Below are 22,242 nucleotides of genomic sequence, written 5' to 3'. Positions count from 1 at the left end.
GCAATTGACAGGCGCTGAGAGGCATCCGGAGGTTGAGCCGTGCCTCAGTCAGCGACCGGAGCTAGCTCAAAGTTGCTATCGGGGCTTTCATAGGCATCCAGCATCGCCTTGGCGATGAGCTTCGGATTGTGCCACCGTTCAACATAACGTCGCGATGCCTGGCCTCGTGTTGACCATTCAGGCCGTCGATCAAGGATTGCGGCGATGCTTTCGACAAGGTCGCCCGGGTTCAGTCTGTAAACGGGCAACTCGCGCCTGATGGCATCCGGAACGAACATCATATCTTCTTCTCGGATATAGCATGCGGCCGGCTTTCCCATCGCCATCATTTCAACGGCAAAGCCTCCGTACCAGCCCGCCAGCACCTGGTCGATGGCGAGGTCTGCCGATCGATAGATCTCCAGCGCCTGCTCGTGGCTCGTCTTCTCGACAAGGATGAGGTCGAAGTCGTACCGCGACCGCAATTGCTCCAAGGCGTTCAGGATGATGGGAGTGCCCTTGATCCGTCCGGCAGTCGGGGCATGAACGATCTTCAGTCGGCCCTGTGTGGAGGGCGACGCAACGTCGAACTGCTCGATCTCGACATTTGAGTACGGGAGGAATTGGCCGTTCGGTACGATGTGTCCGAGTTCCGGATTGAGGTAGAAGACCCGATCGAACAGCGGCAGAACCTTTTCGATCAGGAAGTGCCGCCGATGGTCGAGAGCGTCCGTGCATCGCTGATAGAGCTCGCAGTGTTGCGGGGCGCACATCGTCCATTCGTTTCGGCTGTTTCCTTCAGCCGCCAGCCGGACGTCGCAACCTTGCAGGGTCATGAACAGCTTCTTGTTGAACAGGCGGGCGGCGTGCAGGTCTGAGGTCCCCAGTCTGTTGGCGATGTCCGTTATCAGCGATGCCCGGGAGAGCACCGATCCCGGCGCGGAGAGGGGGAAGCCCGGCGACAGGAAGGTCTGTCCGAAATAGTAGTGAAGAACATCGTAGCGCCACTGGTTCTTCAGACCGAACGCCGCACTACGGGCGGCCGTCTCAACAAACCCGGCGTTCTCTGCCGATAGTATCCGGTCTGCCGAGTATCCGAGCCATGTGTCGTTTCGAACGACCACTTCGCTGGATGCTCCGAGCTGCCGTTCGGCGCGGGATAGCACCCAGGGCTGATTCCCGACATTGACTGGTCCGTGCAGGATTCTCATGTGCGCGTGTTCAGGTGCACCGACCCGGGTGAAGGCGGCGCGGACTGCATGGCATGATCAGGTTTCGCGAACGCGTCGACTTGCCGCGTCAGGCTTGCCAGCAGATCCCCAGGGAGATCGGCGGTTTCACAATAGAGCTTTCCAAGCCGCGCTGCGACCGCCTGCAAGCTGTAATGTGTTTCCACGTAGCGACGTCCGGCGTTGCCGATGCCATTCAGGTCGAGCTCGCCTCTCAGGCATCGCTTCAGGACATCATAGATGTCGTCAGGTCGCGTGTTGATGATCGGGCAGGTCGCCGGATCGATCATCATTCGGTCATTGCGCAGAAAGCACAGGACCGGTTTGGCCATGGCCATTGCTTCGAGGGCCGTATAGCCGTGAAAGCCCGCGACGAACTGATCCGCAACAACGTGCGATGCGCCAAAAAGCTCGATGACCTTCTTGTTGGGAACGCCCTGCACGGAGATCAGCTCGATCTTCTCGCCCTCTTTCACCAACCGATCGATCGCTTCGAGCAGAAGCCGGGTTCCCTTGAAGTGCCCGTGGTTCGGTGCATGCGCGACTTTCAGCGTGTCGCCGACTCTGTACGCCGGCGGCTTCGCGATCAGTTTGCTTGCGTCGATCGGCCAGTAGTGGATGTCCCGGCAGCCGGGTACATACGTCACCATGTCGCCCATCGCGATCTGCGCGGTCGCGCGGCCCTTCAGGCGGTTGATCGACGAAGCATGCATCTCCGTCGTGCAAACGCAGAACTTGCCCGGGGCCGGGCATTCTTCGCACAGGTTTGGATGACCGAGTTCGAGCGTTGATTCCCTTGCTCGGACGTCAGCACCATAGGCATAGGTATACAGCCGCTTTCCCGAGCGGAAGAGGAGGTCGAGCTCCTGAGGGTTGATGCCATAGCGCCCGTCGCTCAGCATCAGGCCGCGGTCATAGAAGTAGTTGAAGAAATCGAAGCGCAGCAGGGCCCAGGCGAAAACGAGGCGACGAAACAGGCCGAGGCCTTTTCGAGTCCGGATCAATCGAAGGAATCCTTCGAACAGGATGAGATTGATGTCGAATGACCTCGTCACATAATAGGTGTTGAACACCAGCGACGACGAGCGGAAGCCGAGCATGCGATCGCAGCGGGCGAGCAGCGGCAAGGTGAGGATCGGAGTCGAGGCCCACAAGGTGCGTACCTTGCCCTTCGCAAGACGCTTCTCGGTGGCGCGCCGCGCCGCGCTCACAAGCAGGCGAGTGGCGAAATCTGCGATGGCAGATTGGATTGGCCGGGGAGATTCAACATCTCCGGCGGGAAGGGTAGCTTCCTTCAGCGACCTCTGTCCGATGGGTTCAATCTTGTTCACTCGGGAGTCCGATGGATGCCAACTCAACGTCAACAGGGCTTCTAGCACATGTTCAGTTCGAAGTGCCGCTCGACCGGCTGTGCATCCTCGGAGCGGCTGCACAGAATTGGCAGCCCGGCCAGCGCTATCTCAGGTTTCAGCAGCGTACGAAAACAGCTTCGATTGGTCCGGGAACGTTGACGTTCAATGCGTGAACAGGCTAAGACAGCGGCGGTTTGTTCCAAATGCGCGCATATTCTGACGCGGCGGTTATACCGAGCTCCGCCATCGAATCAATCTGGATAGGCATTTCGTGTGCGGCATATTTGGCCTTGTAAGTAAGACCGGGCTCGTCGATGCCCGCCAAGTGGACCGGATGACCGATCTCGTCGCCCACCGTGGACCGGATGGGCGCGGCGTGAGGGTGAACGGGAACGTTGGGCTGGGCCACCGGCGACTGGCCGTTATCGATCTGACCGATGACGGCGCGCAGCCGATGTGCGACAGGCGACTTCCTGTTTGGATTACCTACAACGGCGAGATCTACAACTACGTCGAGCTCCGCGCCGAGCTCGAGGCCCTCGGATACGCCTTCCATTCGGCCTCGGATACCGAGGTGCTGCTGACCGCCTATATTTGCTGGGGGACGGAGTGCCTCGCGCGCTTCAACGGCATGTGGTCGTTCGCGATTCACGATGAGCGCGACAATACGTTGTTCTGCGCTCGCGACCGGTTCGGCGTGAAGCCGTTCTACTATGTGAATACGGCATCGCAGTTCGCGTTCGGCTCCGAGATTCGCCAGCTGCTTCCATTGATCGAGCGCCCGGTCGCGGATGATGACCTGATCAACGATTTCCTCGTTTGCGGTATGACCGACCATACCAATCGGACTTTCTTCAAGGGCGTCGAGAAGCTACCTCCCGGCCATTGGATGCGTGTCGACGTATCGACAGGCCGGGTCGACATGGAGCGCTATTATTCGCTTGCTCCGGGTTCGGCGGTGACCGATGAGGCCAACGCAGCAAGATCGCTGCGCGAACTGCTTGACGACGCGACGCGTCTGCGGCTGCGTTCGGATGTCCGTGTCGGAACCTGCCTCTCGGGAGGACTGGATAGTTCGAGCGTTGCAACGCTGGCCGCGCGGCGTTATGCGCCAGGATCCGGTGAGCGTTTCTTTGCCATTACTGCCGTCAGTGAGCAGGCATCCAACAACGAGGAGGTCTATGCGGCGGAGGTTGCCGAGAAGGCGGAATTGAACTGGCTGCGCACCAAGCCAACCTATCAGGATTTCGCGTCGACGACGGAGACTCTGCTCGAGGTCCAGGAGGAGCCGTTCGCAGGCCCCTCGATCATGATGCAGTACGAAGTGATGAGAGCGGCGCGATCGAATGGTGTCATCGTGTTGCTCGATGGGCAGGGCGGTGACGAAACGTTGTTGGGATATCATCGCTACTATGCTGCCTGGCTGCTCGACCATCTTCGCCGCGGTGGCGTTGGTGGATTTCTGTCGGCCTTCAGTGCTGCAACGCGGGCAGGCATTTCGCGCGGACGGTTGCTGTTTTATCTGTTCGGCGCCAGTTCGGCAGGGCTGCGTGCCGCCTATTACCGCTTGCGCTACACCTTTCTGAGAAAGCCCGACCTGCCCGAACCGCTTTGCCGCTTTGCGTCGAAGGCGAGGGATGCGCAGGGCATGCAAGTGCTGGAGATCAACGAAACCAATCTGCCGATGCTGTTGCGCTTCGAAGACAAGAACTCGATGAGGTTCGGCATCGAGACGCGACTTCCATTCCTTGACTATCGCTTTGTCGAGTTTGCTCTGGGCCTTCCGACGCGCATCAAGCTGAACAAGGGATGGGCAAAATGGCCGCTCCGTGCAGCCATGAATGACCTCTTGCCGTCCAGCATCAGCTGGCGCAGGGACAAGATCGGCTTTGCTGCCCCGGACCGGATATGGCTCACGCGGCACTCGGCCACGATGTACGACAAGGTGATCGCGAGCGAGCTGTTGGCCCGCTATGTCGACATGCCGAAGCTCAAGCGGAAATTTCACCGGCTCGATCTCGGGATGCGCTGGCGGCTCTATTGCGTCGCGCTCTGGGGTGAGCGCTTTCGGGTCGAATCGCCATGAGGTTTGATGGTTCCTGGATGTCATCCTCGCCGTCGGCAGTTGCCGATTCGTCAGCGGATCCTTGCCGGGCCGGCTCATGAACATCTGGCTATTGCATCCGTTTGCCGGGGGGCCGGGTCTCGGCCGTCACTATCGTCCGTTCTGGCTGGCTGATGCCTGGGCAAAGATGGGGCATCGGGTGGTGGTCGTCAGCGCCGCCTTCCATCATCTGCACCGGCAGCCGCGCACGCCGGGGCCGCAGCGGATCAATGACGTCGACTTCTGGTTCCTCGATGCGCCGCGTTATCGCAATGGCAGTCTGGGGCGGCTCCGCAACAATCTGAGCTTTGGGCCGGCTGTCCGCTCGGCAGCCCCTGCAATTGCCGCGCAGTTCGGCAGGCCGGATCTGGTGATTGCGTCGAGCCCGCATTTGTTCTTCATCTCGGCGGCGCAGCAGGTCGCGCGGCAATTCGATGCAAGGTTCTGGCTGGAGATCCGCGACCTCTGGCCGGAGAGCATCATCGCGCTCGGGATGACGCCGCCATGGCATCCGCTGATGAAGGTGCTCGGCTGGAAGGAGCGCGCCGCCTATCGCGAGGCGGATCGCGTGATCTGCCTGCTGGCCGGAGCTGAAGCCCATATGCACGCGCGGGGCCTGGCGGCCGGCAAGTTCCTGTGGATCCCGAACGGGGTGTCCGACGGCGAAATACAGAGCGCACTGACGATCGAGAGTCTCGCGCATCCCCTGGTCGACCGCATTAATCTGCTGAAGCAGCAGGGCAGGCGCGTTGTCCTGTATGCTGGAGGCATGGGTCCGCCGAATGCGGTGGAGGCCATTCTCGATGCGGCTTCGATCCTCGGCAAGACGAATGCCGGGATCCATTTCGTGATGATCGGCTCCGGCACCTCGCGGGACGCGCTGAAGCAGCGGGCGGCTGCGCTCGCAAATGTGGAGTTTCAGGACGAAGTCGATCGGTCGGTCGTGCACGGCATGTTGCACGCTTCCGATTGCGCCGTCGTCGCCTTCCACAAGAACGCGCTCTATCACCATGGCATCAGCCCCAACAAGCTGTTCGACTACTGCCTGTTTGCACCGCGCAGCGTCATTGCCTGCGAGGAACGGGCGCTTGCTGGGCTCGAAGATCTAGTGACCGCGCGATGTGCGCCTGATGATGCAGATGCGTTGGCCGCATCCCTGCGCGCCGCGCTGGACGGTCCGTCGCGGCCGCTCGGCGATCGCCTCGCCGTCGCGCGTCGGTACAGCTATTCAACGCTGGCGGCGCAATATCTGGCCGAGCCCCCGGATCGGGCTTGAAGTGTGGCCGTCGCGACACATCGCTCTGATAAAAATACCTTTACAATCAGATGGTTGCAGTGTTCACGGCGTGAACGAATTCGCTTGACGTTCATCGGGTGAACGCGCTATCAGCCTGCCCCAGTGGGGATAGGCGTAATGGCAGGCATTCTACCGACGGATGAGAATGACAGCGACCGGCTGGTGCTCGGGCTGCTCACCTCCCTCGAGGCGGATGGTGCGCAATCGCAGCGGCGGATCGCTGCCGAACTGGGCGTCGCGCTCGGCCTCGTCAACGCGTATCTGAAGCGCGCGATCAAGAAGGGTTTCGTCAAGGTAGGGCAGGCGCCCGCACGGCGATACGCCTACTACCTCACCCCGCAGGGCTTCTCCGAAAAGTCTCGGCTGACCGTTCAATTCCTGTCCGACTCCTTTTCGCTCTTTCGCAAGGCGAAGGAGGAGTATGGCAGGCTGTTTGAACGTGCGCAGGCGCGCGGCTTCAGGCGGGTCGTGCTCGCGGGGCAATCGGACCTGTGCGAGATCGCGATCCTGTGCGCGGTCGACGGACCGATTTCGATCCTTGCGATCGTTGATCCCGATGCGACCGCCACCCGGTTCATCGGCGTCAAAGTCGTTTCTTCCTACGCGTTGGTCGAGGAGCCGTTTGATGCTGTCGTCGTGACCCATTTGACGGCGGCGCGAAGTGTATTCGACCAGGCGGTCAGCAATTTCGGCGCAGAGAAGGTGCTCGCGCCGGACCTGCTGGGCTTGCGTCCAAAGCAGCCGCAGGGAGCGTGATGGCCATGGAGCCCGTTTCCCGCTGGTACGTCGTCCAGACGCAGGTCAACGCCGAAGCAAAGGCGGTCGCCAACCTCGAGCGGCAAGGGTTTGCCGCGTATTTTCCCCGTTACCTGAAGCGCCGCAGTCATGCCAGGAAGGTCGAGACTGTGCCGCGTGCGTTGTTTCCGCGCTACGTCTTTGTCGCGATCGATCTCGCGTCGCAGCGCTGGCGCGCCATTCAATCGACGCTCGGCGTGTCGCACCTTGTGTGCGTCGGAGATCGACCGGCCGCAGTGGAAGCCGGCGTCATCGATGCCTTGAAGGCGCGTGAGGACAAGGCCGGCTTCATCACGCTTGCGCGCAGGCCGGCTTTCTCGCCGGGTGACAAGGTGCGAATTATCGAGGGTGCGTTCGTTGACAGCCTTGCGCTCGTCGAAGACGTCAGCGATCACCGTCGCGTTGCTGTTCTGTTGAATTTGCTTGGCCGTAAGGTTCGCGTTCTGGTCGGGACGGATCTGATCGCTGCGGCGTAAATGCGTCTGCCGTCGGCAGGCGTGACCGAGATGTTGGGCTTGGGTGTGATGCTCGATTCACCCCGAGTGCGGTAGCTTGCCTGAAGCAAGCGAAAGGTTCGAAAGAGGGGCCCATGACGACTTACGCATTGATCGGCGCTGCCGGCTACATCGCTCCGCGGCACATGCGGGCGATGGCCGAGACCGGCGGCAAATTGGCGGTCTCGTACGATCCGAACGATTCTGTGGGCATCATGGACAGCCACTTTCCCGATGCTGAATTCTTCACGCAGTTCGAGCTGTTCGATCGTTACGTCGACCAGTTGCGCAGAGGCGGCACGAAGATCGACTATATGTCGATCTGCTCGCCAAACTATCTGCACGACGCGCATTGCCGGTTCGCGCTGCGGTCGGGCGTCGATGCCATCTGCGAAAAGCCGCTGGTCCTCAATCCCGGCGATATCGACGAACTGGCGGCCATCGAGCAGGATACCGGCCGCCGCATCTCGACCATTCTGCAATTGCGCCTGCATCCGGCGATCATCGCGCTGCGCGACCGCTTCGCGAATTCCAAGAAGCGCCACAAGGTCGAGCTGACCTACATCACATCGCGCGGGCGCTGGTATCACACCTCCTGGAAGGGCGCGGACGCGAAGTCCGGCGGCGTGGCCACCAATATCGGGGTGCACTTCTTCGACATGCTGAGCTTCGTGTTCGGCCCCGCCAGCCGCAACGAGGCGCACCTGCGCGAGGCGGAGCGGGCGGCGGGCTCGCTGGAATGCGAGCGGGCGGATGTGAGCTGGTTCCTGTCGCTGGACCGCAACGATCTGCCCGACAGTGTGAAGGGCAAGAAGACGACCTACCGCTCGATCACCGTCGACGGCGAGGAGGTCGAGTTTTCCGAAGGGTTCACTGACCTCCATACGCGGAGCTATGAAGAGATCGTCGCCGGTCGTGGCTTCAGGCTGGACGAGGTCCGCCCCTCGATCGACATCGTCTCCACCTTCCGCAATGCTCCGATCGTCCGAAGCAACGGCGTTCATGCCTTTGCCCAGAAGGCGATGCACAGATGAGCGAGATGCGCGAGGATCCGCGCTTCCCTGGTGTCCTGATCCATCAATCGAGCTACGTCGACGACGGGGCAGTGGTTGGACGCGGCACCAAGATCTGGCACTTCTGCCATATTCTGCCGCGCACGGTGATCGGTGAGAATTGCTCGATCGGCCAGAACGTGATGATCGGTCCGAACGTCAGGATCGGAAACGGCTGCAAGATCCAGAACAACGTCTCGATCTATGACGGCGTCGAACTCGCCGATGACGTGTTCTGCGGTCCGAGCTGCGTTTTCACGAACGTCAACAATCCTCGCGCCGGCGTGTCGCGGAAGGACGAGTTTCGCAAGACGCCGATCGGGCGCGGCGCCAGCATCGGCGCCAATGCGACCATCGTGTGCGGGCATTCGCTGGGTGAGTACTGCTTCATCGGAGCCGGTACGGTCGTGACCAAGGATGTTGCTGCATTTTCGTTGATGGCGGGCAATCCGGCGCGGCGAATTGGTTGGATGAGCAGGGCGGGCGAGCGGCTGGGCAGCGACCTGGTATGCCCGCGTACTCATCGTCGTTATGAGCTTCGCAATGAAGCGCTGGTGGAAATCGAGGATTGAAGAAAATGGACATTCGCGGAAAGAAAGTTGTCGTTATCGGCGGCGCCGGGCTGATCGGGTCGCATGCGGTCGATCAATTGACGCAGACCGATGTCGGCGAGATCGTGATTTACGACAACTTCGTGCGCGGCACGCATGAAAACCTTGCCGGCGCGCTACGCGACCCTCGTGTCAAGATCTTCGAAGCCGGCGGCGATATCACGCAGGTCGATATCCTCGATGCGGCCCTGAAGGGGGCCGACGGCGTGTTCCAGTTCGCTGCGCTCTGGCTGCTGCAATGTCACGAATACCCGCGCACGGCTTTTGACGTCAACGTCAACGGCATGTTCAACGTCCTGGACGGCTGCGTGCGCAACGGCGTCAAGCGGCTGGTCTGGTCGTCCTCGGCGTCGGTGTATGGCGATGCCGTCGAGGAGCCGATGACGGAGGATCATCCGTTCAACAACAAGAACTTCTACGGGGCGACCAAGATCTGCGGCGAAGCGATGGCGCGCGCCTACCACTTCCGCTACGGCCTCGACTATGTCGGGCTTCGCTACATGAACGTGTACGGGCCTCGTCAGGATTATCGCGGCGCCTACATCGCGGTCATCATGAAGATGCTCGATGCGATCGACAAGGGAGAAGGTCCGACGATTCTCGGCGACGGATCGGAAGCCTTCGATTTCGTAGCGGTGGAGGATTGCGCGCGAGCCAATCTCTGCGCCATGGGCGCGAGTGCGACGGACCGCTTCTACAATGTCGGCACCGGACAGCGGACTTCGCTGAAGCAGATCGCCGAGAAGCTCCTGAATCTCACCGGCTCAAACCAGCCGATCAACTATGCGCCGCGCAGCCAGGCCACGCTTGTGCGCAATCGCATCGGATCGCCGAAGCGGGCGCAGGAAGAAATCGGCTTTACCGCCGCGATCGACCTGGATGACGGACTGCGGCGGCTGATCGAATGGCGCAAGAGCCATATCGATCAGGTCGATCAGCGTCGTGCCAAGGCGCAGATCTGAGATCGCATCCGGGATCATTGAATAGATCGGCCAGAATCACATGTGCGGCATAGCCGGAATTCTGCACCGCGACGGGCGGCCCGCTTCAATCGCCACGTTGACGGCAATGACCGATATCATTGCTCATCGCGGGCCCGACGGCGAAGGCCATTACTGCGCCGGTCCCGTTGGGCTGGGTCATCGTCGGCTGTCGATCATCGACCTGACCGACGCCGCGCGGCAGCCGATGGAGACGCGCGACGGGCGGTTTGTCCTGACCTACAATGGCGAAATCTACAACTTCAAGGAATTGAAGATCGAGCTTTCCGCCAGGGGGCACGTCTTCAATTCCTCCGGCGACAGCGAGGTGCTGCTGCACGCCTTCGCGGAGTGGGGCATCGGTGCGCTCCTCAAGTTCAACGGCATGTTCGCCTTCGCGATCTGGGACAATCAAGAGCGCAAGCTCACGTTGGCCCGGGATCGCTTTGGCGTGAAGCCGCTCTACTACGCCGAACTTGGGCAGACCTTCGTCTTCGCTTCCGAGCACAAGGCGTTTCGGGCATTTTCGGAGTACAAGCCGCGCGTCGACATCAGGGGGCTGTCGGAATATCTCAGCTTTCAAAACTTCTTTGCCGAGCGAACATTGTTTGCCGGCGTGAAGTTGCTGCCGGCCGGCTGCTATCTGCAAATCTCGCAAGACAGCAGGGTGGTTGAGCCGGTGCAGTACTGGGATTTCCATTTCGAGGAACCGGAGTACGCAGTCGACGAGGTTGAGGCGACGGACGAACTCGATCGCTTGTTCCGGCAGGCGGTCAACCGGCAACTCGTGAGCGACGTCGAGGTCGGCTGCTATCTTTCCGGCGGCATGGATTCCGGCTCCATTACCGCGCTTGCATCGAGCCAGCTGCCGTTCATGCGGACCTTCACGGTCGGCTTCGATCTCAATTCGGCCTCGGGCGTCGAACTTGGATACGACGAGCGGACCAAGGCCGAGCATATGTCATACCTGTTCAAGACCGAGCACTACGAGATGGTCTTGAAGGCCGGCGACATGGAGCGTGCGCTGCCGCGGCTTGCGTGGCATCTGGAAGAGCCGCGGGTCGGTCAGTCCTATCCCAATTTCTACGCGGCGAAACTCGCGTCGAAATTTGGCAAGGTGGTCCTGACCGGGACCGGAGGAGACGAGCTCTTCGCCGGATATCCCTGGCGTTACTACCGCGCCGTCGTGAACGACGACTTCGATCATTATATCGAAAAGTACTTCGGATTCTGGCAGCGCATGGTTCCGAGCGGAACGATGCCGAGCCTGCTGGGTCCGGTATGGGATGAGGCCAGGCAGACCTCGCCGATCGATATTTTCAGGGGCGTGTTCAAGGAGCACGCCTCGGAGCTGCGGCGGCCCGAGGACTACGTCAATCACTCGCTCTACTTCGAGGCCAAGACGTTCCTGAACGGCCTGCTTGTCGTCGAGGACAAGCTGGCCATGGCGCATGGGCTCGAGAGCAGGGTGCCGTTTCTCGACAATGATCTTGTCGATTTTGCCATGAAGCTGCCCGCCAAGATGAAGCTCGGCAACCTGACCGAGGTCGTCAGCCTCAACGAAAACGAGCCCGGGGGTAAGGCGCAGCGCTATTACGAGCGCACAAAGGACGGCAAGCTGATTTTGCGGAAGATGATGAGCCGGCATATTCCCGACGACGTGGCGGAGCGCGAGAAGCAAGGCTTCTCTGCGCCGGATGCCAGCTGGTTCAAGGGTGAGAGCATCGAGTATGTCAAACGTCGGCTCTTCAGCAACACTGCCCGCATCTACGACCTTGTCGACCGAGAGACCGTTCGTTCATTGGTCGGTGAACATCTGGAGGGGCGGGAAAACCGCCGCCTGCTAATCTGGTCTTTGCTCAATCTCGAGCAGATCATGGAAAGCAGCTTTTAGGCACGCAAATGGGAGCGCGTTGAAGATGAATGGGTCCTTTCCGGCGGCGAGATGGGTTCGGGTTGGCCTGTCGCCATACCGCAACTCTCAGGCCCTTTGGACCACGATCAATCAGATCCGGCGATATCCCGATCTGTTGCGGGAGATGGTTGATCGCGACCTGAGCGCCGCGCATGCCCGGCACGGATTTGGCGCGTTGTGGGTCTTCATCCACCCGCTGGTGATCGTTGGAACATACCTGCTCATCTTTGGCTTTGTGCTGGGCAGCAAGCTATCGATAACCGCGGATTTTCCCGGCGATTTCCCGGCCTACATCCTCGCCAGCCTGGTTCCCTGGCTGATATTGCAGGCGGCGCTGGTGCGCGGGCCCGGAGTGCTGCTCGTAAGTGCAAATCTCGTCAAGCAGGTCGTGTTTCCGATCGAGCTGCTTCCGATCGCGGCAACCATTGCCGCGACGATCCCTCATCTGCCGGCGCTCGGGCTCGTCATTCTCTATAAAGCGTATGTGGGCGGCCTCAGCTGGATGCTGTTGCTGCTGCCGGTCGTATCCGCCATCCATGCAATTCTGGCGATTGGATTGAGCTTCGCTCTGTCCGCTATCACTCCGTTCTTCCGCGATCTGCGTGAGATCGTCACAGTCTTCACCTCGATTGCCATGTATCTGATGCCGACGGTGTACCTCCCCGATTGGATGCCCCGTGCGCTCCGGCCATTGATCTATTCGAATCCCTTCAGTTACGTCATCTGGGTCTATCAGGACGTTCTCTTTTTCGGTTCGTTTAGACATCCCTATGCCTGGGCGGTTACGATCGTGTTCGCGTTGCTAAGTCTCGGGCTCGGATACCGCATCTTCGAAAAGCTAAAACCGTACTATGGCAATGCTCTCTGACAATCTGGAAGCCGGCGCACTGATCCCGCTTGCCGGGTCATCGGAGCCGCAGTTCGCCATTCGGGTCGCCGATCTGGGAAAGGCCTATCGGCTCTATACGCAGCCTTTGGATTTCCTGAAGGAGATCATCACCGGGAAGCCTCGGCACCATGAGCACTGGGCGCTTCAGAATGTTTCGTTTGAGGTGTTGCGCGGGCGGGTGGTTGGCATCATCGGGCCGAACGGCGCGGGGAAGAGCACCCTTCTGAAGATCATCGCTGGACTGCTGGATGCGTCGACCGGACGGGTCGAAGTGGCGGGACGATTGTCCGCGATCCTGGAATTGGGGACCGGCTTTCATCCGGATGTGTCGGGTCGAGACAACATCGTCCTCGGCGGGATGTGCCTGGGTATGACGCGGGCGGAAATCGAGGCGAAGGTTCCCTGGATCATCGATTTCAGCGAGCTTGCCGAGGTGATCGATCAGCCGTTCCGGACCTACTCGAGCGGCATGCAGGCGCGGCTCACGTTTGCGACAGCGATCAGCGTCGATCCCGAGATATTCATCGTCGATGAGGCGCTCGCGGCGGGTGATACCGCCTTTGTCAACAAGTGCATGAAGCGGGTTCGTCAGATCTGCGAAAGCGGCGCCACCGTGCTGTTCGTCTCGCACTCGAGCGGGCTGATCAGCGAGCTGTGCGACGAGGCGATCTGGATCGACAAGGGGCGGGTGCTGATGCACGGAAATGCCCAGCGCGTCAGCAAAGCTTATGAGCAGAGTGTTTGGGATATCGAGGAAGCGCGGAATCTCCGGGAAACCAAGAAGCTGAGCCAAGCGATAGAGAGCACGGCCGAAACCGGAAAATACGAGCTTGGCGGCGACGCCCTCCAGATCACGGCCGTCGAGGTGATCGACGTCGAAGGCAAGCCGATCGGCGTTGTGAAGAATGGGCAACCGCTCCGAATCCGGGTGTCGTGGTCGGGCTTCACCGAGCACAGGCAGATCTACGCAAGTTTGCGGATCGATACCGCACGGCTTCAGGCGGTGACCGGAATCGAGGGGTACGATGGCGGCCTGTTCCTCGATGGCGACGATGGACTGCCGGAACGCGGAAGCGTCATCTACGAGGTCCCGGAGCTCGCGCTTGGCGAAGGGCAATACTACATTTCCGCCGCGCTGTGCCGGCACATGCTGCCGAAGGGGACAGAAGCCATCCTGCATTATGTCGAAAAGGTGGCGCAGTTCTCGGTGTCCCGCAATTCTCTGTGGCACTTCAACTATCTCTATGATCCGAAATTCACGTGCAGTATCGAGCGAAGCTGATGGCGACGATGACGGATGGTGATTGGCAGGAGAAGCTCGAAGCGTTCTTCGAGCTTCGCGCACGGCAGGTATCAGAGAAGCCGACACTGGATGACCTCTGTTATATCGCTGGCCGTAATCCACGGTTGTGGGCAAACGAGAACCTTCTCGACGACCTCAGGATCAATATGCTCGGCCTCATGAAAGCGGGCCCGGGCTCATCGGTTCTTGAAGTGGGCTGTGCGGCTGGGTTCTTGGCGAAGGTGCTGGCGCCCAGTGTCGGCAAATATGTCGGAGTTGATCTGGCTGAGGCGCCGCTTGTGGTCGCAAGGCGCCTCGGACTGAACAATGGGAGCTTCGAGAGAGCCAGCGGGGAAAGCCTCCAGTTCCCTGATCGGCGGTTCGATGCCGCCTATTGCTATGATGTCTTCTCGAACTTCCCGTCGCTTGCGGCTGGAGAGCCGATCATCGCGGAAATGCTTCGGGTAGTGAAGCCGCATGGTCGGGTCCTGATCGGATCAATTCCAGACCGCGAGAAGGCTGAAGAGCTGCAGGCCATCGCGAAGAGGCTCACGGCAAAATTCGAGCAAGAATTTGAACCCGAAGCAGAACGGCCCCAGTTGGGAACGATTCAGAAGAACGCGCAGAAGTCGAGCCGTGTGGCGAAGATCGCTGGTTTGCTAGGATGGAGCAAGTCGTCGCCGATTTCGATCGAGATCAAGCCCGAGATCATTTCGTACTATTTCGACCGCAAGGATTTTCTGGCATTGGGGCACCGCCTCGGCGTCGACACCAGAATTGTGGATATCCACCCGCTAAATCCTTATTTCGGCACACGCTTCAATGCGGTGTTTGAATCGCGATGAAAGTCGTTCGGTTTCGCGAAATTGATCGTAGTGCCTGGGATCGTCTGGCGCTGCAATCGCCGCAGGCCTGGCTCACACATCGATCGTCCTGGATAGAGATCGAGCAGCGGTTTTTCGTGTCTACGAACCTGTCATTCGCCCTGGAAGAGGGCTCGCAACTCGTCGGCATCCAGCCCTTGTTTATCAACGAGGGCGCCGGAATGCCGCTCGGCGAGCGGTTGCTGCATTCGGGGATTCATCGCCATACCGGTCTTGCTCTCGCCCCGGATATCGACGCGGGCGTCGCGAGGGCCGCACGGCAGGCTGCGATGCAGGAGATATTCGCGATCGCCGATTTATATGACGTCGATCGCATTCAGTTGAATTGCCACAACCTCGCGCCAGCACATCGTCATCCCCGGAGGGAGGCTGTTCCGTTCTGGGTCAGCGAGTTCGGTTTCCAGCTTGGTATTGCGTTCGGACCCTCGGGAATGTTGCCTTGCCCCGGCTCCTCGACGCTCAATGCCGATCAACTGGTCGATCTCGCCCCAACCGTTGAAGAGCTGTTCGCAGGGTTGGATAACACGTGCCGCACTGCGGTTCGAAAAGCGCAGAAGTCAAATCTGCAGTTCGAGATATCGAGCGATGTCTCCTATCTCGACACCTATATGGATATCGCGCGCGCATCGGCTACAAGAACGGGCGAAGTTCTGCCCGACATCGAGTACTACAGAAGTATTTTCAGGGCATTTGCAGCAGAGGGAGGAGCACGCGTCGCGTTGGTTAGGCAAGATGGCAACGCAATTGCGGGCCTCATCCTGTTGACTGACAAGAAAGCGGCCAGTTTTCTTGCGGGCGTTTCTCTGCCCGACGCCATGAAGCTGAGGCCCAACAATTTCCTGCACTGGAATGCCATTCGCTGGGCAAAACAGGCGGGATTGGAAGTTTACCGGTTTGGACCGTCATTTCCGGAAGTTCCCAGGGATTGGCCGATCGCGATGGTCTCTCACTTCAAGACGATCTTCGGGTCGAGGAGTGTTCCGGTCATCCAGGGCAGCCTGTTTCGACGCCCGGAACTCTACACCTCCAATATTCTCGCCGCTTCCAACCGTCTCAATGAAATCGCCAGCCGGCCGGCAAATGCGAGGAGCGCCGGACAAGCCGGCGGCGCCTTCATTGTACACCACTTGCACACGTTCGGTTTCCGGTCGGCATCGTCGATGCAAGCCGGGGAGCCGGTGGTGCTTTACCGCCCATCCCAGGCGGATCTGGCGACTGCAAGGGATGTTCTTGCCGGAGACGGCTGCGTCATCGCTGTGCTCCCGAGCGCGCAGTTCGCCAGGGAATTCGGTGTAGATACGCAGGCAAGATCGATATTCTCACCGAGCGTGCTGCGGGCGGCATTTGCCGGTTCGAAGCCGTGGTCGCGACTGCGCACGCTGCATTCCCACATGTGTTTTGTGGCTGACGGCGATTCAACAACGATTGTTGAGAATGCCCGCCTCGAGCCGATTTGGCTGCATCGGAAAACGGGAGACAGAGGTTCAGTCATCTTCATCGGAACTGACCTCGCATCCGACTTGATGCAGTATCGCCAAGGGGATCCGGCAGCAGCCTCAAACCGCCCGACCGAGCCGATGTGGGGCATTGCGGGTGAACGGCCAAACTATCTCTTTGAAGGCCAGCTTGCTGGTGAAAGCCTACGTGAGCGGCCTGCCGACTGGTGGTGCGAGGCTCTGGCGGATGCGTTGGTTCGGCTGAGCGGAATAAGCCGGCTGCCGATATTGCCGAACGGGGCGGTTGGCGCCGTCGTTATTACCGGCGATGATGATCAAGCCGCATTGAGCTGCTACACGCAACAACAAGAGGCGTTGGGCTCGCTGCCGGTCACCTACTTCCTGCATCCCCTCACCAAACACACACAGGAAACGCTGAGGCAACTAAAGGCTGGGAGGAAAGTCGAGTTGGGAATTCATCCCGACGCGCTCGACCGTCCCGACAGGTACGCCGAACTGTTCTCGGAGCAAGCGCGATGGTTTGAACGTCTTACCGGAGCGCGCGCGCGCTCCGTCCGAAATCACGGCTTTCTAAACGATGGCTATTGGGGGCATGCATCGGTCTGGAATGCCTGCGGCATAAGAGGCAGCTCGAATCTGCCGGGCCTTGACGGTTCCATCATCAACGGTTCGCTACTTCCTGCTAGAATAGTGTTGGACGGCAAGCTGACGGAACATTGGAGTGTCCTCACCGCAATTGGCGACGGGATCGTATTCATAAATGATTGGGACGATCGGCAATCGGCGGATTGTGTGCTGGGCCTCGCCGATCGCATTCGACAGAGCGGCGTTCCTGGCGTGATCGTCATCAATCTACATCCCGAGAACATCGGAAAGACTCGCGGGATGCATCAAGCGCTCATCAAACTCGTTGAGTATGGGTTTATCCCCTGGACGATGACTGAGTGCTTCGATTGGTTTGAGACGGGCGTACATCGAAGCGGGCCGACCGACACTTCGGGCGCCAAGCGGCCCTCGGTGGCTGAAAAAGTACGCAGTCTACTCGGAATAAACTGATCTTTCGAATTTATGGTGTCGCCGCGGAGTTGCATTCGCTAGTCGCGCTTCGAATATCTTAACTGCGTGAGCCTGTACGATCGAGTGCATGCTCGCTGGAGGTCACTTTGGATTATCTTTCGCGCCTGGAACACGAGACGGTTTTTATTCTGCGCGAAGCGTTCGCGCGGGTAAAGCCTATGGCGATGTTGTGGTCGATCGGAAAGGATTCCACGGCGCTGCTCTGGATGATACGCAAATGCTTCTTCGGTCACGTGCCGTTCCCGATGATCCAGCTCGATACGGAAATGGAACTCCCCGAAGTCTATGAGTTCAGGGATCATATCGCGAAAGAATGGGATCTCGATTTCCGAGCGGAGTTATGTCCGCCTGAGTCGGAGATGGATCCGACGCTTCCTCCGGCGTCCAGAGCGGCGGCTCGAAAGACGGCAGGCCTGAAGGCGCTGATTGAGCGGGACAACTACCGCGGAATTGTTCTCGGGATCCGACGAGACGAGCAGAGCATGCGTGCGAAAGAGCGCGTGTTCAGCCCGCGGGCGAGAGATGGCGTCTGGGACTTTCGAAATCAGCCGCCGGAGTTCTGGGACATCTACAAGATGGATCTTCCGGAAGGTTGCCATCTGCGGATCCATCCGCTTCTTCATTGGACCGAACTCGATATCTGGCGCTATACGCTGCGCGAGCGCATTCCGATTGTACCGCTCTATCTTGCCCGCGACGGCTGGCGCTATCGCTCGCTGGGAGAGAAGAACATTACGACCCCCATTCGAAGCGAAGCATCCTCGATCGAGGAGATCATCGCCGAACTCGAGCAAACCCGAACGCCCGAGCGCGCGGGTCGAACCATGGATCACGACTCGGAAGACAGCTTTGAGCGCCTGAGAGCCTCGGGCTATATGTAAGAACTCATATCCAATAAAATGAAACAGTCCTCATATCGCGACCAGCTCAAGCTTGTGGTCGCAGGTCACGTCGATCATGGCAAATCGACTCTCATCGGACGTCTCCTCCACGAAACCGGAAGCCTGCCCGAAGGCAAGGTTGAGGAGCTGCGTAGAATAAGCGAAAAGCGGGGAATGCCGCTTGAATGGTCTTTCGTGCTGGATGCCTTCCAGGCGGAGCGTGACCAGGCGATCACGATCGACACGACCTGGATTTGGCTGCGTACGGGGCATCGGGATACAGTCATCATCGACGCGCCAGGGCATCGCGAGTTTCTCAAGAACATGATTTCCGGCGCCGCGAATGCCGACGCGGGATTGCTGGTGGTCGACGCCCTTGAGGGTGTGAAGGAACAGACGCGCCGGCACGCCTATCTCTTGAAGTTGCTCGGAATCAATCAGGTCGTTGTCGCGATCAACAAGATCGATCTGGTCGACAATCTTGAAGCGAAGTTCAGAGAGCTCGAAGCCGACGTTCGCGCTTATTTGAAGGGATTCGGGATAGAGCCCACCGCGGTTGTGCCAATCTCGGCTCGGGAAGGTGATAATCTTACGGCGCTGTCGCCGCGAACCCCTTGGTACTCCGGCCCGACACTTCTCGAGACGTTTTCCTCCCTGAACGTCGAAGCTCCCGCTTCCGAACGCCCACTCCGAATCGTCGTTCAAGACGTCTACAAGTTCGACGAACGTCGCATCGTCGCGGGGAAGGTCACGTCCGGAAGCGCCCAGGTCGGCGATACGCTGATGTTCTCGCCGCACGACCGGATTGCAAAGATCGCGCGTATCGAACCGCTCGATCATCTCAACTCATCTGACCGAATTTCAGCCGGAGAATCCGTTGGGATCGTTCTCGACGAGCAGATTTTCGTTGAGCGGGGAAATGTGGCGAGCCATTTCGCGCATCCGCCGGTGCTGTCGAACGTGTTTCGCGGAAAGGTGTTCTGGCTTGGGGAAAAGCCGCTGCGGGCAGGTGCGACGCTGAGACTTCGGGCCGGTACGCTGGAAGCGCAGGTGACGGTTCGCGCGATCGAATCCCTGCTGGATCTCGAGAGCTTGGAACATCGTCGCGGCGACATCGTAACGCGCAACGATCTGGCTACGGTGAGATTGAGCACCTCGTCGGTCCTCCCGGTGGCAGATGGGCATGACGACAAGATGTTGGGCAGGTTCGTTCTGCTTGACGGCTTTGATACCGTCGGCGGAGGCCTCATCGATCTCGAAGGGATCCCGGACCAGCGGAGCAATCCGGCTATCAAGGCTACCAACATCAAAAAAGTCGATCTGCTTGTCAGCCGCTCTGAGCGAGAGATCAGGCATGGCCATAAGGGCGCGGTCATCTGGTTAACCGGCTTGTCCGGCGCGGGGAAATCGACGCTCGCCTTGCGCGCCGAACGCACCCTATTCGAGGCCGGCTGGCAAACCTACGTGCTCGACGGTGACAATCTCAGGCACGGATTGAATTCTGACCTCGGGTTCTCTGCGGATGACCGCTCGGAGAACATCCGGCGCATCGGAGAGGTCGCTTCGCTCTTTGCTTCGGCCGGGCTGGTCGTGCTGACTGCGCTCATCTCGCCGTATCACAGAGATCGAAACAAAGCTCGCTCGGCGTCGCGGGAGTCGTTTCACGAGATATACGTAAAGGCCTCGCTGGACGCTTGTGAGAGCCGGGATGCGAAAGGGCTCTATCGACGTGCGCGCGCAGGAGAAATCAAGGAATTTACCGGAGTTTCGGCTCCTTATGAGGCGCCGCAGGCGCCGGAGCTTGTCATCGATACGGAGCAGGCCGACATCGAGCGCTGTGTCCATGATCTGACGGAATACATCAGAAGGGTGTGCTCACGTTGATGCGCTCGTTCCAGGTCCGGCCGCTTGAGGAGGGGGAGACTCCCGCCTATGAGGAGTTTCTGAAAGAGAATTCACGCCTTCCGCTTTATGGCATGCCGAGCTTTCTCCGATTTCTGGAAGCTACGACATCCTGCCGCACACATGTGCTCGTTGCTTGGTCTGACGGGGCCATTGTCGGGGGCCTTCCTTACGCGGAGCTTCATCGCGACGGCGTCGGTCGGATCGTGAACAGCTTGCCGTGGTATGGCTCGCACGGTTCAGTCATCGTTGGTCGCGCGGCTCGTTCGTCAGAAGATGCAGATGCGATAAGACGCGCGCTCTTGTCGGATTTCGTTGCCGCGGCCGACGGAGGGGACCTGCTGTCGGCGACGATGATCTTGTTGCCGGACGAGGAAGCTCACGTCGTTTCGTACGATACCGTCCTCCAACCGATTGAGAAGGACGCTCGCATCGGCCAGATAACAGAATTGCCTCCCGTAGATCGGGCGGCCGATGGACTTGAACTGACATTCAAGCAGAAGACGCGGAACCTGGTCCGGAAATCGCTCAAGCAGGGATTTTCCGAACAAGTGACCGATGACGATTGGGCCTGGAAGTTTTTGGCCGAGACCCACGCCGAAAACATGGCAGCCATAGGCGGGAAGCCGAAGCCTGAAAGTCACTTTCACGCTATGCGCGAGACGCTGCCTCCGCGGATGCGGCGACTTTCGGTCTGCATGAGTGATGGCGCACCTGCGGCGGCCTTGTTGCTGCTGCAGTGCGGGGATACGTGTGAATATATCACACCCGTTATCGTCAAGGACTTTCGACCCAGACAGCCGCTGACGTTCCTGATCTGGATGGGCATGCTCGACGCGATTAGGTCTGGATGTCGTCGGTGGAACTGGGGAGGCACCTGGCACGGTCAAGAAAACCTGCATCATTTCAAGGCTGGATTCGGTGCGGTTGATCTTCCGTACAGTTATCTGATTAGGGCGCCACACGAGGGCGTCTTGAAGTTGAAGCAGTTGAAGTCCCAGCTCGGGACGCTGTTTCCGAATTTTTATGCTTATCCGTACGCGAAGCTTGATTGAAGAAGGCATCGGACATGAGTCGGCTTGTAGAAAGCTTTGAAAAGGACGCGGCTCGTGACGAACGATTGCTGGAGCTAAACGTCCTTTTGTCCAAGCTCGATGTTCCGCTTGGGGTGGCCGGTTCCGAACCTCGTGAGCCCATGCTTTTCATTCTGGGGCCCCCACGCTCTGGCACGACCCTTACGAGTCAATTGGTGCTCGAGAGCCAGGGATTCGCTGGAGTCACGAACTTTGCTGCCCGCTTTTGGTTGGCGCCTCATATTGGAATGATGATCGAGAATTATCTTGGTCTGCACGACCAGAGCTCTTCGATGTCATTTCAATCTCTTCGTGGAAGAACGTCGTCCTGGTCTGAGCCTAACGAGTTCGGCTTTTTCTGGTCGCGATGGTTTGATCATGGGCAAGAGACTCACTTCCTTGACGAGCGTACTAGACAGCTTGTCGACAGGAGTGGGCTTGTGCGCTCGATATCAGCGATGCAAGCCGTTCAAGAAAAGCCACTTGTCTTCAAGAACAACACCTGGTTTTCGTTTCAAGCGGACTGGCTCGCGAATGTATTTCCACTCGCCTTCTTTGCATCATGCAGGCGAGATGCATTCTTTGTCGCGCAATCGATCTGGCTTCAGCGGCTGGACTTGTTCGGCGATGCTGCGCGTTGGTGGTCGGTCAAGCCGCCGGACTACGCAGATATCGCGAAGCTGCCGCCGATCGAGCAGGTTGCGCGACAGGCGGTATCCATCGAGATTGCGACCGACGCTAGCTTGGCAAAGATCGAGCCGGAGCGCGTCATTGGCGTGGATTACGAACGATTGTCGCGTGAACCACGATCCGTCATTGAGGAGCTTGCCGAAGCGATCAAAAGCAAGGGCGGGAGCGCGAACGTTCAACTTGATAGGATCCCCGAGCGCTTCGAGTCGACCGATCGAGTCCGGCTCGATGACGAAGTCTCGCGGGAACTTAGGGTTGCGGTGGATAAATGGCGATCGAAGTTGCAGGGTAGCTGACGC

18 protein-coding genes are annotated in these 22,242 nt (G+C 59.3%); 16 read left to right on the top strand and 2 right to left on the bottom strand.

Annotated features, from left to right (window positions below; translation table 11 throughout):
- Positions 1–44: 44 nt before the first annotated feature.
- Positions 45–1,190: a hypothetical protein gene (locus QDT69_RS11905; RefSeq protein WP_279706732.1), complete on the bottom strand. Its 1,146-nt coding sequence runs from the start codon at positions 1,188–1,190 to the stop codon at positions 45–47.
- The gene (locus tag QDT69_RS11900) at positions 1,187–2,539 is read right to left on the bottom strand and encodes a glycosyltransferase (protein ID WP_279706731.1); all 1,353 of its coding nucleotides are present in this window, start codon (positions 2,537–2,539) and stop codon (positions 1,187–1,189) included. Before QDT69_RS11900 ends, QDT69_RS11905 begins: the two co-directional genes overlap by 4 nt.
- Before the next feature lie 292 nt (positions 2,540–2,831).
- On the opposite strand from QDT69_RS11900, the gene asnB (QDT69_RS11895) reads away from it, so the two are divergent.
- From asnB (QDT69_RS11895) to QDT69_RS11820, 16 genes are all read left to right on the top strand, one after another.
- Entirely contained in the window at positions 2,832–4,646 is a 1,815-nt protein-coding gene (gene asnB / locus QDT69_RS11895; RefSeq protein ID WP_279706730.1) for an asparagine synthase (glutamine-hydrolyzing), read from the top strand.
- A gap of 76 nt (positions 4,647–4,722) precedes the next feature.
- Entirely contained in the window at positions 4,723–5,940 is a 1,218-nt protein-coding gene (locus tag QDT69_RS11890) for a glycosyltransferase family 4 protein (protein ID WP_279706729.1), read from the top strand.
- A gap of 183 nt (positions 5,941–6,123) precedes the next feature.
- Positions 6,124–6,717, top strand: coding sequence for a winged helix-turn-helix transcriptional regulator (locus QDT69_RS11885; RefSeq protein ID WP_279706728.1), 594 nt, complete (start codon positions 6,124–6,126; stop codon positions 6,715–6,717).
- Between the two features lie 5 nt (positions 6,718–6,722).
- Entirely contained in the window at positions 6,723–7,232 is a 510-nt protein-coding gene (locus QDT69_RS11880) for a transcriptional activator RfaH (protein WP_279706727.1), read from the top strand.
- Positions 7,233–7,345: 113 nt separating this feature from the next.
- Entirely contained in the window at positions 7,346–8,284 is a 939-nt protein-coding gene (locus QDT69_RS11875) for a Gfo/Idh/MocA family oxidoreductase (protein ID WP_050630232.1), read from the top strand.
- Complete coding sequence (locus QDT69_RS11870) at positions 8,281–8,874, top strand: acyltransferase (protein ID WP_279706726.1); 594 nt, start codon at positions 8,281–8,283, stop codon at positions 8,872–8,874. The genes QDT69_RS11875 and QDT69_RS11870 overlap by 4 nt, the downstream gene beginning before the upstream one ends.
- Positions 8,875–8,879: 5 nt before the next feature.
- Positions 8,880–9,875, top strand: coding sequence for an NAD-dependent epimerase/dehydratase family protein (locus QDT69_RS11865; protein WP_021080470.1), 996 nt, complete (start codon positions 8,880–8,882; stop codon positions 9,873–9,875).
- A gap of 40 nt (positions 9,876–9,915) precedes the next feature.
- Positions 9,916–11,787, top strand: a complete 1,872-nt coding sequence (asnB, locus tag QDT69_RS11860; protein WP_279706725.1) for an asparagine synthase (glutamine-hydrolyzing) — start codon at positions 9,916–9,918, stop codon at positions 11,785–11,787.
- 25 nt (positions 11,788–11,812) lie between these two features.
- Complete coding sequence (locus tag QDT69_RS11855; RefSeq protein ID WP_279706724.1) at positions 11,813–12,676, top strand: ABC transporter permease; 864 nt, start codon at positions 11,813–11,815, stop codon at positions 12,674–12,676.
- Positions 12,677–12,782: 106 nt separating this feature from the next.
- Positions 12,783–13,979, top strand: a complete 1,197-nt coding sequence (locus QDT69_RS11850) for an ABC transporter ATP-binding protein (protein WP_279706723.1) — start codon at positions 12,783–12,785, stop codon at positions 13,977–13,979.
- Positions 13,979–14,824: a class I SAM-dependent methyltransferase gene (locus QDT69_RS11845; RefSeq protein ID WP_279706722.1), complete on the top strand. Its 846-nt coding sequence runs from the start codon at positions 13,979–13,981 to the stop codon at positions 14,822–14,824. Before QDT69_RS11850 ends, QDT69_RS11845 begins: the two co-directional genes overlap by 1 nt.
- A complete protein-coding gene (locus QDT69_RS11840) occupies positions 14,821–17,376 on the top strand; it encodes a GNAT family N-acetyltransferase (RefSeq protein WP_279706721.1) in 2,556 nt (851 codons plus the stop codon). Before QDT69_RS11845 ends, QDT69_RS11840 begins: the two co-directional genes overlap by 4 nt.
- 107 nt (positions 17,377–17,483) lie before the next feature.
- Positions 17,484–18,278 carry a sulfate adenylyltransferase subunit CysD gene (gene cysD / locus QDT69_RS11835; RefSeq protein ID WP_163152943.1) on the top strand — a complete coding sequence of 265 codons (795 nt, stop codon included), beginning with the start codon at positions 17,484–17,486 and terminating at the stop codon, positions 18,276–18,278.
- An 18-nt stretch (positions 18,279–18,296) separates the two neighbouring features.
- Positions 18,297–20,162, top strand: coding sequence for an adenylyl-sulfate kinase (cysC, locus tag QDT69_RS11830; RefSeq protein WP_279706720.1), 1,866 nt, complete (start codon positions 18,297–18,299; stop codon positions 20,160–20,162).
- On the top strand, positions 20,162–21,235 hold the full coding sequence (locus tag QDT69_RS11825) for a GNAT family N-acetyltransferase (RefSeq protein ID WP_279706719.1): 1,074 nt from the start codon (positions 20,162–20,164) through the stop codon (positions 21,233–21,235). Before cysC ends, QDT69_RS11825 begins: the two co-directional genes overlap by 1 nt.
- Entirely contained in the window at positions 21,232–22,239 is a 1,008-nt protein-coding gene (locus QDT69_RS11820; protein ID WP_279706718.1) for a sulfotransferase, read from the top strand. Before QDT69_RS11825 ends, QDT69_RS11820 begins: the two co-directional genes overlap by 4 nt.
- Positions 22,240–22,242: the final 3 nt, after the last annotated feature.

It is taken from the genome of Bradyrhizobium sp. CER78, assembly GCF_029846235.1.
In the GTDB taxonomy this organism is placed as follows: domain Bacteria; phylum Pseudomonadota; class Alphaproteobacteria; order Rhizobiales; family Xanthobacteraceae; genus Bradyrhizobium.
This window is presented reverse-complemented; position numbering and strand designations above follow the sequence as displayed.